This is a genomic window from Mesocryomonas lacus, assembly GCF_055730135.2.
The window spans coordinates 303,354-315,639 of record NZ_JBUZWE020000001.1 but is presented as its reverse complement, the minus strand read 5'-3'; the positions used below and the strand labels follow the sequence as shown (position 1 = coordinate 315,639).

At 65.8% G+C, this 12,286-nt stretch carries 13 protein-coding genes; 1 reads left to right on the top strand and 12 read right to left on the bottom strand.

The features are described from left to right. Positions 1-567: a YceD family protein gene (locus tag ACZLZY_RS01495; RefSeq protein ID WP_472931637.1), complete on the bottom strand. Its 567-nt coding sequence runs from the start codon at positions 565-567 to the stop codon at positions 1-3. Further along, on the bottom strand, positions 564-1,088 hold the full coding sequence (locus tag ACZLZY_RS01490) for a ubiquinol-cytochrome C chaperone family protein (protein ID WP_472931636.1): 525 nt from the start codon (positions 1,086-1,088) through the stop codon (positions 564-566). Before ACZLZY_RS01490 ends, ACZLZY_RS01495 begins: the two co-directional genes overlap by 4 nt. 164 nt (positions 1,089-1,252) lie before the next feature. Here ACZLZY_RS01490 and ACZLZY_RS01485 point away from each other — a divergent pair, with 164 nt between their 5' ends. Beyond that, positions 1,253-1,774 carry an outer membrane protein assembly factor BamE gene (locus ACZLZY_RS01485; protein WP_472931635.1) on the top strand — a complete coding sequence of 174 codons (522 nt, stop codon included), beginning with the start codon at positions 1,253-1,255 and terminating at the stop codon, positions 1,772-1,774. Between the two features lie 125 nt (positions 1,775-1,899). On the opposite strand, the gene ACZLZY_RS01480 is transcribed toward ACZLZY_RS01485, so the two are convergent. The 10 genes from ACZLZY_RS01480 to ACZLZY_RS01435 form a co-directional block, all read right to left on the bottom strand. Next, entirely contained in the window at positions 1,900-4,050 is a 2,151-nt protein-coding gene (locus ACZLZY_RS01480) for a sodium-translocating pyrophosphatase (RefSeq protein ID WP_472931634.1), read from the bottom strand. 201 nt (positions 4,051-4,251) lie between these two features. Continuing rightward, positions 4,252-4,740 carry a transcription antitermination factor NusB gene (nusB, locus tag ACZLZY_RS01475; RefSeq protein ID WP_472931633.1) on the bottom strand — a complete coding sequence of 163 codons (489 nt, stop codon included), beginning with the start codon at positions 4,738-4,740 and terminating at the stop codon, positions 4,252-4,254. A gap of 4 nt (positions 4,741-4,744) precedes the next feature. Then, positions 4,745-5,188 carry a 6,7-dimethyl-8-ribityllumazine synthase gene (locus ACZLZY_RS01470; RefSeq protein WP_472931632.1) on the bottom strand — a complete coding sequence of 148 codons (444 nt, stop codon included), beginning with the start codon at positions 5,186-5,188 and terminating at the stop codon, positions 4,745-4,747. Between the two features lie 138 nt (positions 5,189-5,326). Continuing rightward, positions 5,327-5,944: a riboflavin synthase gene (locus tag ACZLZY_RS01465; RefSeq protein ID WP_472931631.1), complete on the bottom strand. Its 618-nt coding sequence runs from the start codon at positions 5,942-5,944 to the stop codon at positions 5,327-5,329. A gap of 123 nt (positions 5,945-6,067) precedes the next feature. Beyond that, positions 6,068-7,183, bottom strand: coding sequence for a bifunctional diaminohydroxyphosphoribosylaminopyrimidine deaminase/5-amino-6-(5-phosphoribosylamino)uracil reductase RibD (gene ribD / locus ACZLZY_RS01460; RefSeq protein WP_472931630.1), 1,116 nt, complete (start codon positions 7,181-7,183; stop codon positions 6,068-6,070). Next, positions 7,173-7,709 carry a transcriptional regulator NrdR gene (gene nrdR / locus ACZLZY_RS01455; protein ID WP_472931629.1) on the bottom strand — a complete coding sequence of 179 codons (537 nt, stop codon included), beginning with the start codon at positions 7,707-7,709 and terminating at the stop codon, positions 7,173-7,175. Before nrdR ends, ribD begins: the two co-directional genes overlap by 11 nt. A 7-nt stretch (positions 7,710-7,716) precedes the next feature. Continuing rightward, positions 7,717-9,033, bottom strand: coding sequence for a serine hydroxymethyltransferase (glyA, locus tag ACZLZY_RS01450; protein WP_472931628.1), 1,317 nt, complete (start codon positions 9,031-9,033; stop codon positions 7,717-7,719). Between the two features lie 171 nt (positions 9,034-9,204). Continuing rightward, positions 9,205-10,551 (bottom strand): L,D-transpeptidase family protein, encoded by a 1,347-nt coding sequence (locus tag ACZLZY_RS01445; protein WP_472931627.1) that lies wholly within the window; start codon positions 10,549-10,551, stop codon positions 9,205-9,207. Positions 10,552-10,859: 308 nt separating this feature from the next. Continuing rightward, positions 10,860-11,369, bottom strand: a complete 510-nt coding sequence (gene ldtR / locus ACZLZY_RS01440) for a transcriptional regulator LdtR (protein ID WP_472931626.1) — start codon at positions 11,367-11,369, stop codon at positions 10,860-10,862. A 100-nt stretch (positions 11,370-11,469) separates the two neighbouring features. Further along, positions 11,470-11,982 (bottom strand): DUF6163 family protein, encoded by a 513-nt coding sequence (locus ACZLZY_RS01435; protein WP_472931625.1) that lies wholly within the window; start codon positions 11,980-11,982, stop codon positions 11,470-11,472. Positions 11,983-12,286 lie beyond the last annotated feature (304 nt).

The following is a 12,286-nucleotide window of genomic DNA, read 5'->3' as shown; positions in this document are numbered from 1 at the left end:
TCATGTGCGATCAGGCTTCAGCTTCGCCAGCGCGGCAAAGGGCGAGACGCGCCCGACATCGGGCTCCGGATCGGTATCGAACTCGTCGAAGGATGCGCCTTGCCCGCGCGGATACGGGTCGAGGCCGAGTGCCAGAATTTCGGTCAGCACCAGACCGAGGTCGATCTGGTCGCCGGAGAAGGTTTCAGGAATGTCGTCGCCTTCCGGATCGAGGTGGAGTTCGCCATCCTCCGGCTGCGGCAGCCGGGCAAGGCGAGAGTTCTCGGGAACAAACACCAGATCCACCTCCTCTTGGACTTTTTGATGGAGGGGATCGAGCGTCACCACGTCGGTCTGCACCACATCGGCCGTCAGCGTTCCCGTGACCTTGGCGCCGCCGCCCCGCCAGCCCTTGACCGAAAGGTCCGCGGTCAGCCGCTCGATCGCCGGGATCTCCAGGAGCGCCGCGACGATGGCGCACTCCTTCGGGGTGGCCTCGAACAACACCGGCATGCCGGCCTTCGGCAGCGTCGAGACGGTCACGAAGAAGGACAGCACGTCCTTCGGCTTGTCGCTGCTGTCGGTCACGCGGCTCTTTCTCCCAGTTGGCCGGTCAGGATATCCGCCGTCGGCACGCCGTCCCACGTCGCCTTGCGCGCCATCAGATAGGCAGCCAAAGCGGGTGCCGCCTCAGGCGGGGCATCTGCCGGCAGTGCGAAGCGGCCGAGCGCGGTGGCAAGCAAGGCGCCATCGCCGGCGGTGAGGCCGGGATCATAAGCGTTGACGCGCTCGTAGAACATGCCGGCGAGCTTGCGCATGCGCTTGGGCACCGAGGGGTCGCCGATGCCGATTTCACGGATCGAATCCTCGATGTCGGTCATGAAGCGGTCGACCAGATCCTGCGCGACCGGTTTCAGCGAAGCCTCGTCGCGGCAGCGCGACAGGAACAGGAAGACCTGGATGGACAGCGCCTCGAATCGGCCCATGACGGTGTCGGGAAGCCCGAGCTCGGTATACAGCACCTCGCGGCGCGCCTCGGTGACGATCGCCGCGTAGAGATCGTCGATGATCTCCCGGTTGCGCCGCCGATTCCTGAAACGTTCGAGCATCTCGCCTCCCACTCCCTTGCGAAGGGCCGGTCGCATGGACGGGGGCCGATTGCAACGCCTCCAAAGGTGCTTTACTCAAGCCTACCGGTCCTGAACGTCCGTTGTCCGGTCGCGATATCGCCTCAACGGGTCCGTATGTAACGCTGGAAACCGCTCCAGGGGAGATGTCACGCGTGAAATCTAGCCACCCATTCTTTCGTCCCGCCATCGCTTCCGTCGCGCTCGGGACGCTCATCCTTCTGGGTGGCTGCTCGACCAGCGAGGTGATGAACCAGGGCTATATCGTCGACGAGCAGACGATCCAGCTGGTTCCGGTCGGCTCGAGCCGCGAGCAGGTGCTCCTGGCGCTGGGTTCGCCCTCGACGACCGCAACCTTCGACAACGAGGTGTTCTATTACATCTCCCAGAAACGCGTCCGTTCGATGGCGTTCATGAACCCCAAGCTCGTCGATCAGCGCGTGCTTGCGGTCTATTTCGGCGCCGACGGGACCGTATCGCGCCTCGCCAATTACGGCCTGCAGAACGGCGCGCTGTTCGACTTCATCAGCCGCACGACCCCGACCGGCGGCAAGGACGTCAGCTTCCTCGGCCAGATCCTCGAGCCCGGCGCCCCGCCAAGCGTCGGCCTCCCCGGCGGCAACCCGAACCAGGGCGCCATCGACCCGAACCGCGCCGCCGGCCAGTAATCTGGAGACGGCACAAACGAAAGGCCCGCGGCGCCCTGCGCCGCGGGCCTTTCGTTGTTTATGAGTTTCCCGCTGATTTGCGATCGCAGAGGTCCCCGTCAAGCGACGGAGACCTCCTCGAGAATCTAGAGGTGCGACAGCACTGCCAGCAGCAGCAAGGCGACGATGTTGGTGATCTTGATCGCCGGATTGACCGCGGGGCCGGCGGTGTCCTTGTAGGGGTCGCCGACGGTATCGCCGGTGACCGAGGCCTTGTGGGCCTCCGAGCCCTTCATGTGGCGGGTGCCGGCCACGTCGACGAAGCCATCCTCGAAGCTCTTCTTGGCATTGTCCCAGGCGCCGCCGCCGGAGGTCATCGAGATCGCGACGAAGATGCCGGTGACGATGACGCCGAGGAGCATCGCGCCGAGCGCCGAGAAGGCCTGGCTCTTGCCCGCGATCAGAAGCACACCGAAGTAGACGACGATCGGTGCCAGAACTGGCAGCAGCGAGGGCAGGATCATCTCGCGGATCGCAGCCTTGGTCAGCATGTCGACGGCGCGGGCATAGTCCGGCCGCTCCGTGCCGGCCATGATGCCGGGCTTCTCGCGGAACTGCCGGCGCACTTCCTCCACCACGGCGCTAGCGGCGCGGCCGACGGCGGTCATCGCGATGCCGCCGAAGAGGTAGGGGATGAGACCGCCGAGGAGGAGGCCAACGACGACGAAGGGGTTGGTCAGCGAGAAGTCGGGCTGGACGCCCTCGAAATAGCTGAAACCCCTGCCCGCCGCGGCTTCCGCCACGAAGTACTGCAGGTCGTAGTTGTAGGCCGCGAAGAGGACGAGCGCGCCAAGGCCGGCGGAACCGATGGCATAGCCCTTGGTGACCGCCTTCGTCGTGTTGCCGACGGCATCAAGCGCGTCGGTCGACTTCCGGACGTCCGCGGGGAGCCCCGCCATTTCGGCGATGCCACCGGCATTGTCGGTGACCGGGCCGAAAGCGTCGAGCGCCACGATCATGCCGGCGACGCCGAGCATGGCGGTGACGGCGATGCCGGTGCCGTAGAGCCCGGCGAGCTGGAAGGTAGAGATGATGCCGGCGATGATGACGATGGTCGGCAAGGCCGTCGATTCCAGCGAGACGGCGAGGCCCTGGATTACGTTGGTGCCGTGGCCCGAGACCGATGCCTGGCTGATCGAGCGCACCGGCCGGAAGCCGATGCCGGTATAATATTCGGTGATCCAGACGATGAGACCGGTGACGATGAGGCCGATGACGCCGCAGGCGAAGAGCTTGAAGCCGTTGACCATCACGCCCGCCGACGTCGTGCCGAGGTCGCCGAAGCCGACGGTGCCGTAGGTGGCAACGGCAAGGCCGAGGATCGACAGCAGCGTCGTCACCCAGAGACCCTTGTAGAGCGCGCCCATGATCGAGCCGTTGCTGCCGAGGCGAACGAAGAAGGTGCCGACGATCGAGGTGAGGATGCACGCGCCGCAGATCGCCAGCGGATAGAGCATGACGCTCTCCAGCACCGGCTGGCCGACGAAGAGGATGGCGCCGAGCACCATGGTCGCGACGACGGTAACGGCATAGGTCTCGAAGAGGTCGGCCGCCATGCCGGCGCAGTCGCCGACATTGTCGCCGACATTGTCGGCAATGGTCGCGGGGTTGCGTGGGTCGTCCTCGGGAATACCGGCCTCGACCTTGCCAACGAGATCGCCGCCGACATCGGCACCCTTGGTGAAAATGCCGCCGCCGAGGCGGGCGAAGATCGAGATCAGCGAGGCGCCGAAGCCGAGCGACACCAGCGAATCGATGACGGTCCGGTCGGATGGCGCGAAGCCGAGCTTGCCGGTGAGGAAAAAGAAGTAGCCGGTGACGCCGAGGAGAGCGAGGCCGGCAACCAGCATGCCGGTGATCGCGCCCGACTTGAAGGCGATGTCGAGGCCGGCCGATAATGAGCGCGAGGCGGCCTGCGCGGTGCGGACGTTGGCGCGCACCGAGACGTTCATGCCGATAAAGCCGGCAAGGCCGGACAGGACCGAGCCGATGAGGAAGCCGCCCGCGGCATAGCCCGACAGGAGGAACCAGGTGAGCGCGAGGACGACGACGCCGACGATGGTAATGGTGGTGTACTGGCGCGCTAGATAGGCCTGCGCGCCCTCCCGGATGGCGCCGGCAATCTCCTGCATGCGGGCATTGCCCTGATCGGCGGCGAGCACCGATCGCGTCGCCCAGGCGGCATAGACGAGCGACAGCAGCCCGCAGACTAAAACGATGGTCAGTATCGATGACATGCCGTTTCCCCAAACGCAGCCGATACGATGCCGGCCGCTTATTGCCGAAGGCTTGCACGACAGGGGATGACGGGCCCCGGAACGGGAAAGCTGGGGGAGCCTACCTCAGGGCAGCATTACGTCAAGCGGAGCCGCCGACGTCGTCCGGGGCAGAAGGATTTGCAGCCCAGTGGAAACAGCGCCCGCCGTGAGCGAGGCGGCTCAGCTGGTGCCCCGGCCCTCGCCGCGGGTGCGCCGCGAGATCCGGTCGAGCACGGCATTGACCAGACGCGGCTCGTCCTCGGCGTAGAAGGCCTTGGCGACATCGACATATTCGGTGACGATCACCGCGACCGGAACATCCTTGCGGTTCATCACCTCGTAGGTGCCGGCGCGCAGGATGGCGCGCAGCGTCGTGTCGAGGCGGGCGAGTGGCCAGTCGGCGGTGAGCGAGGAGTGGATCAGCGGATCGATCTCGGTCTGGCCGCGCACGACACCCGAGACGACGTCGCGAAACCAAGCGGCATCGGCCTCCCGGTAGGTCTCGCCGTCCACTTCCTGGCCAAGCCGGAAGGTCTCGTATTCGGCGACGGTCTCCAGCAGCGGCGTGCCGCCGACATCCATCTGGTAGAGCGCCTGCACGGCGGCAAGGCGGGCGGCACCGCGCTTGTTGGCTGGTTTGACGACTTTCTCGGAAGGGGTATCCGACATCCGATCAGGCCCCGAATTTCTGGCGCAGGGCGATCATCGCAAGGGCCGCATCGGCGGCCGCGCCGCCCTTGTTCTTGCGGTCCGGCATCGCCCGGTCCAACGCCTGCTCCTCGTTCTCGACGGTCAGGATGCCGTTGCCGATGGCGAGCACTTCCTGCACCGAGAGATCCATCAGCGCGCGGCTGGATTCGTTGGAGACGATCTCGAAATGATAGGTCTCGCCGCGGATGACGCAGCCGAGCGCCACGAAGCCGTCATAGGCGGTACCCCCCTCGTCCGCCCCGGTCAGCGCGAAGCTGATCGCCGCCGGAATTTCCAGAGCGCCGGGCACGTTCACCACATCATAGGTGGCGCCTGCGGCGTCGAGCGCCGCCTTGGCGCCCTGCAGCTGGGCATCGGCGATGTGGTCGTAGAACCGGGCTTCGATGATGAGAAGATGGGCAGACATGGAACAACCTTTGAAATTTTCGGGTCGACCGGCCGACGCCGGCTGCCCCGAAGCCGAAGCGCCAGTCCATAAAGCAAGTCGCGGGAAAACGATATCGAAGCCGCCCACGATATTGCGGGCCGCCCGGGGAAAAACGTCTCAGACCGTGGCGGCGTCTGCAGCGAACAGTCGCTCGGCATAGCGGGCGATCTGGTCGATCTCGAGATTGACGCGGTCCCCGGCCTTCCGCGCGCCCCAGGTGGTGACAGCCAGCGAGTGGCGAATGAGGAGGACATCGAAGATGTCGTCCGCAACGCCGTTGACGGTCAGCGATGTTCCATCGAGACAGACCGAGCCCTTGCACGCGATGTAGCGCTTGTGCGCCGCATCGACCCGGAGGCGGAAGCGCGTCGCCTCGCCCTCCTCCTCGACCGACACGATCTCAGCGGTACCGTCGACATGGCCGGAGACGAGGTGGCCACCGAGTTCGTCGCCGACCTTCAGCGCGCGCTCAAGGTTCAGCCGCGTGGCCTCCCCCCAGCCGCCGGCGGTGGTGAGCCGCAGCGCCTCTTCCCAGGCCTCGACCTCGAACCAACGCTCGCCGCTTCCGGCGGGCGGCAGAGCGGTGACGGTGAGGCAGACACCGGAACAGGCGATCGAGGCACCGATGGCGATGCCTGAGGGATCATAGGCAGTCTCGACCCGCAGGCGAACGCCCTCGTCGAGGGTAACGGCGCTGCGGATGCGGCCGATGTCGGTGACGATGCCGGTGAACATGGACGGCCTTTCTGAGGAAACGGGACATTGCCGCATGTGGGAACGGGGCGCCGACATAGCACCCCTTGCCCGGCGCTTCAAAACCGCAGGCCCGTCGTTGCGGCGGCAGTGACGGGCCCCGCGTTACCGCACGTATTCGCGCCAGATGTCCGCGCCCAGATGCAGCGTCCGGCTGAGCCGGAAGCCGGGCGGCAGGCTGGAAGGCGTCACCGGCGCCGGCAATCCGGCCTCGCCGATCAGGGCGCTGCCCTCGACGAGCACGATCCGGTCAACGAGATCCTGGTCGATGAAGGCGCGGGCCGCGCGGGCGCCGCCCTCGACCAGAAGGCTCGAAAGCCCCCGCGCGGCGAGATCGTCGAGCAGTTCCTCAAGCGCGATGCGCTCCGTTCCCGGCTCGGCCTCGCAGGCGATGAACTCGCAGCCGGCGTTCCGGAAGGGCGCGGCATCGCAGCAGCCGAGCCCGGCAACAACGGCGAGCGCCGTCGGCGTCGCGCGTGCGCTCGTCACCACCTGCGCGCCGAGCGGCGTCTCCATCCGCGCATCGAGGACGATCCTCAACGGTGAGCGGGCGGCAAGCCCCGGCAGGCGGCAGGTCAGCGAAGGATCGTCCTCGAGCACGGTCCCGACGCCGACGAGGATCGCGTCGCTGCGGGCACGCAGGAGATGCGTCTGCGCATTGGCGACCGGGCCGGTGATAGCGATCTGGCCGCCGCCGGTTCGCCCGATCCTGCCGTCGCGCGAAACGGCCATCTTCAGAGTCACTTCCGGGCGCTTCTTTAAAAGACGAGTCAGGTAGTTCGACAATGGGTTCCGCGCGTCGCCGGCCATCAGGTGCGGGGTGACGGCAAGTCCGGCCGCGAAGAGGATCGCCGCGCCCTTGCCGCTCACCCGCGCATCGGGATCGCCCGCGGCATAGACCACGCGGGCGATCCCGGCCCGCACCAGCGCTTCGGCGCAAGGCGGCGTACGACCGTGATGGGCGCAGGGTTCGAGCGTGACATAGGCGGTGGCTCCGACGGCGCGATCTCCGGCTTCGGCGAGCGCGATCGTCTCGGCGTGCGGTCGCCCTCCCACCGCGGTGATCCCGCTGCCGACGATGACGGGTCCTTGCCCGTCGTCGCGCACGATGATCGATCCGACGGAAGGGTTCGTGCCGGACAGGCCAACATGCCGCTCGGACAGGCGGATGACCGCCGCCATGAAGCGGCGGTCGGTCTCGTTGCCGGCGTCAGCCACCATCGGCCTGCGGCGGCGGACTGAGCCTCGTGGCCGGCAGCAGCGGACGACCCTCGGCATCCACCAGCGGATCGGCCGCGGCCCGCGCGAGTTCGCCGATCACTGCGGCAAAATCCTGAGCCTCGCGGAAATCGCGGTAGACCGAGGCGAAGCGGACATAGGCGACGTCGTCGAGGCCGCGCAGCGCTTCCATGACAAGAAGGCCAACGTGATCCGAGCTGATCTCCGACTCGCCCGTCGATTCCAGCTGCCGGACAATGCCCGAGATCATCCGCTCCACCCGGTCGGCATCGACCGGGCGCTTTCGCAAGGCGACATGGACCGAGCGCGCCAGCTTGTCGCGCTCGAACAGGACGCGACGGCCGGACTTCTTCACCACCATCAGTTCGCGCAGCTGCACGCGCTCGAAAGTGGTGAAGCGGCCCCCGCAATCCGGGCAGACCCGCCGGCGACGGATCGCGCCGCCGTCCTCGGCGGGCCGCGAATCCTTCACCTGGCTATCCTGCGAGCTGCAATAGGGGCAGCGCATGCGTCAGCTAGCCGAGGCCGGCATAGATCGGGAAGCGCGCCGTCATCGCCAGCACCCTCTCCTTCACACTGGCCTCGACCGCGGCATTGCCCTCATCCGAATTCGACGCCTTCAGGCCATCGAGAACCTCGACGATCAGCTTGCCGACCTCGCGGAACTCCTCGGTGCCGAAGCCGCGCGTGGTCGCCGCCGGCGTACCGAGGCGGATACCGGACGTGACGGCCGGCTTTTCCGGATCGTTCGGGACGGCGTTCTTGTTGCAGGTGATGCCGGCGCGGCCGAGCGCGGTTTCCGACGCCTTGCCGTTCAAGAGCTTCGGCCGGAGGTCGACCAGCATCAGGTGCGTGTCGGTGCCGCCGGAGACGATGCCGAGACCGCCCTCCACCAGCGTCTGGGCCAGGACCCTGGCGTTCTCGGCGACGGCGTTCATGTAGCTCTTGTAGGCGGGCGTCAGCGCCTCGCCGAAGGCGACGGCCTTGCCGGCGATGACGTGCATCAGTGGGCCGCCCTGCAGGCCGGGGAAGATCGCCGAGTTGATCTTCTTGGCGATCGCCTCGTCATTGGTCAGCACCAGGCCGCCGCGCGGTCCGCGCAAGGTCTTGTGCGTCGTCGAGGTCGCGACATGGGCGTGCGGGAACGGGCTCGGGTGAACGCCGCCGGCGACGAGGCCGGCAAAATGCGCCATGTCGACCCAGAGGATCGCGCCGACCTTGTCGGCGATGGCACGGAAGCGTGCGAAGTCGATGACGCGCGAATAGGCCGAGCCGCCGGCGATGATGATGGCGGGCTTCGACTCCTCGGCCAGACGCTCGACCTGGTCGTAGTCGATCAGCCCGGTCGCGAGATCGAGGCCGTACTGGACGGCGTTGAACCACTTGCCCGACATGTTCGGTTTGGCACCGTGGGTCAGATGGCCGCCGGCGTCGAGGCTCATGCCGAGCAGGGTCTCGCCCGGCTTCGACAGTGCGAGGAGGACCGCCTGGTTGGCCTGGCTGCCGGAGTTCGGCTGGACGTTGGCAAAGCCGCAGCCGAACAGCTCCTTGGCGCGGTCGATGGCCAGCTGCTCGACGACGTCGACATATTCGCAGCCGCCGTAATAGCGGCGGCCTGGATAGCCCTCGGCGTATTTGTTGGTGAGGACGGAGCCCTGCGCTTCCAGGACGGCGCGCGAGACGATGTTCTCGGAGGCGATCAGCTCGATCTCGTGCTGCTGGCGCTTCAATTCGCCCCGCATCGCGTCGAACAGCGCGGGATCGGCGGTCCCGATGCCGCTGGAGAAGAAGCCGTCGGCGACGGTGCTCGGCGCGGTGTTAGCCTCGGACATTCCGGTCACTCCGATCTCTGGGCGGGCGAATGCCCGCGGGAACTCATTTGCCCGATACCATAGGTCCGGAAGCCGCGCCAAGCGTCCGAACGCGACGTTCCCCGGTCCTAAAGCGAAACGGCCGGGGACTTGGGGTCCCCGGCCGTTTCAATTGTTCGAAATGACGCTGTGTCAGTAAGGCTGATCTTCTGCCGGCGCCTGAGTCTGGACCTGCTCGCCGCTCTGGTAGGCGGTGGTCGAAAGGTCGTTCATCGCCAGGAGTTCCGAGCCGTCACGGTGGTAGATGTCATCACGGAACTGAACCACCGACGGATCGGTCGCCCAGGCGCTGATATAGGTGAAGTAGACCGGGACGGGGTTCTTGAGGTCGATGTCCTGGCGCGTCCGGGCCGCGATGATCTTTTCGATGGTCTGGCGATCCCAGCCCCCCTCGTCGCGGGCGAGCCAGACCACGAGGTCGCGCACGTTCTGAACGCGCACGCAGCCGGACGACTCGAAGCGCATCAGCTTGGAGAACAGGCTCTGCTGCGGCGTATCGTGCATGTACACGGCATGCGGGTTCGGGAAGTTGATCTTCACCGAACTCATCGCGTTGTTCTTGCCCGGGTTCTGACGGAACAGGTAACGCGTCGCGTCGTCCGAATTCCAGTTGATCGACTCCGGCGGAATCTCGCTGCCATCCGGCGCAAAGATGTGGATGTCGTTCTTGGTGAGGTAGTCCGGGCTCTTCTGCATCAACGGAATGATGTCCTTGCGGACGATCGAGACCGGCGCATGCCAGTAGGGATTGAGGTTGAGGTTGGTGATCTTCGAGTTGAGGATCGGGGTCTGGCGGTCGATCTTGCCGACAACGGCGGTGTGACGCTGGACGACCCGTCCGTTCTCGACGGCCTCGATAGCGGCCGCGGGAATGTTCACCATCACGAAGCGGCCGCCGAGGAAGCCGTTCATCGACTGCAGGCGCACAAGGTTGGTCTGCAGCTGGCCGAGGCGAATATCGGCCGGCACGTTCAGCGCCTTGTAGGAATAGGTCGAGACCACGCCGTCGCTCGGCAGGCCGTGACGGGCCTGGAAGCGCTTGGCGGCCGCGTCGACATAGGTATCGAACGACTGCGACAGGCCGGCGGACTGCGGCAGGTCGCCCGACACCATCAGGCGCTGGCGGAGCGCCGAAACGGACGGGCTTTGAACGCCGAGCTGCAGCTTCTCCTGGTCCGGCACCATCGGCCAGCCGCCGGCGCCGACGATCTGGCGATACTGCTCGATGGCCTGCTGCAGCGAGGAGACGGTATTCGGCGAGAAGACCGGCTCGTTCGAAGCGACGCGGACAGTGTTGGAGCCACGGGTATCGAACTGGTCATCCCAGTTGCCCCGGCCGCTCGAGCGCAGCAGATCGTCCATCGCGGACTGCGCGCGGCTGACACCTGGCAACATCAGCGCGCCCGCCGCGGCCGTCCCTGCGAAGAAGGCGCGGCGTGAGATCGCCGTCGATTCGAAGCCGGTCTTGGCCTTCGTCATGTCTAATCCTATCAAATCGGCGAGGGTCTCGGCCTGGGGCGGACCATCGTTTTCCAACACCCTTATGGAGTGAGCTTGGTAAACGGACCGCAAACGGCCTGAGATCCACGCAAGAACGATGTCTGCGGAAAGGATCGACACGGCAATATGGCCAAAGCGTGGATTTACCGGCCTCTACAAGTACTTCCCGTCGACCAGTGCGGCTTTTACGCAACGAAAAGGCCCCGTGTCCCGCTGGGGTCACGAGGCCTTGATCTGATGCCATCAAGGTGATCAGTTCGCCGAACGAGAGCGGACCATCGAAAAGCCTAGAGACGATACAGGATCTGGTCGTTCCAGAACCGGTCGAGACGCTGCAGCGACTTGTTCATCTTGGTGAACTCCTGCTCGTCGAGGCCGCCGACCTTGTCGATCGAGCCGATGTGCCGGTCGTAGAGCTCCGCCACCTTCGCGGCGATCTCGGTGCCGGTCTCGGTCAGCTGGACCCGGACGGCGCGGCGGTCGACCCGCGAACGCTGATGGTCGATGAAGCCGAGGTCGACGAGCTTCTTGAGGTTATAGGAAACGTTGGAGCCGAGGTAGAAGCCCCGCGAGCGCAGCTCGCCGGCGGTGAGGACCGAGTCGCCGATGTTGAAGAGCAGGAGCGCCTGGACGGCGTTGATGTCGGTGCGGCCGCTGCGCTCGAACTCGTCCTTGATCACGTCGAGCAGGCGACGGTGCAGGCGCTCGACCAGCTGGACGGTTTCCAGGTAGAGCGACTTCAGTTCGATCTTCTGTTCCGGCTGGGCGTCGACGTCGTGCTTGATCTGGGTGTTCATAGTATAGGCTCCGCTGTTGCTTTTGATGAGTGCTCTCGTTCGGCTTCATCTTGAGACCAACAATAGGCAGCGCGCCTAAAATTCGAATTAAAACGCAGGCTTAATGTGATCTTACCTCGGCAGCATCGCCCCTCTTGCTTAATGAATTCCCCGGGGAATGCTTACCGATTTGTTCAAACTGACGCGAACCTCGGCGGAGCAGGCGTTGGCGGGTAACCCACCAGTCGATCAGCCGCAGCACGAGGAGCATGGACAAGCCGGAAATGTGGAAGATGACGAGGAGCGTCACGCCGCCGAACAGCTCGGGAAAGACGCCGTGCATGATAATTTCCACCGCGGCGACGATCGCCCAGGTGACGGCGCCCCACGAGACGGCCATCCAGAGTCCGACCCCTGCAACGGGATAGAGGACGGCGAGAGCCGGCGCCGCGATCTTCCACCAGAGCGGCATCAGGTCGAAGCGGTAGAGCGGCCCGTCATAAATGCCGACGAGACGGATCCAGGTCTCGACGCCGAGCAGGAAGAGACAGACGCCGGCGATTCGCAGCAGCGTGACCGTGAGCAGTCGGTTCAGCCTGTCGGCCTTTTCCTCGGGCGGGACGGCGATGGTCATGCAGCGTGGTTTCCCGGAAGGTGCGGTTCGTCGTCGTGCGCATGCTGACAAACTAGGAAGACGTGGTCGTCCGCCGATCAAGCGGTGACTAACTCTGGGCGACAAATCCGCGTGACGCTCCCGTGGCGAAAGGTCGGCACACGGATACCGGCAGGAGGAGGATCCGCCGGCGCCAACGCTAAGGTCCGCTGACGAGGGGGTCAATCACATCGCCCGGTGGCACTCGGGTTTATCCCTCCGGCAGCCGGCCGATCCGCACCGCTTTCCGGTGCAGGCGTTGATGCCGGACCCCGGTATGCTTTAG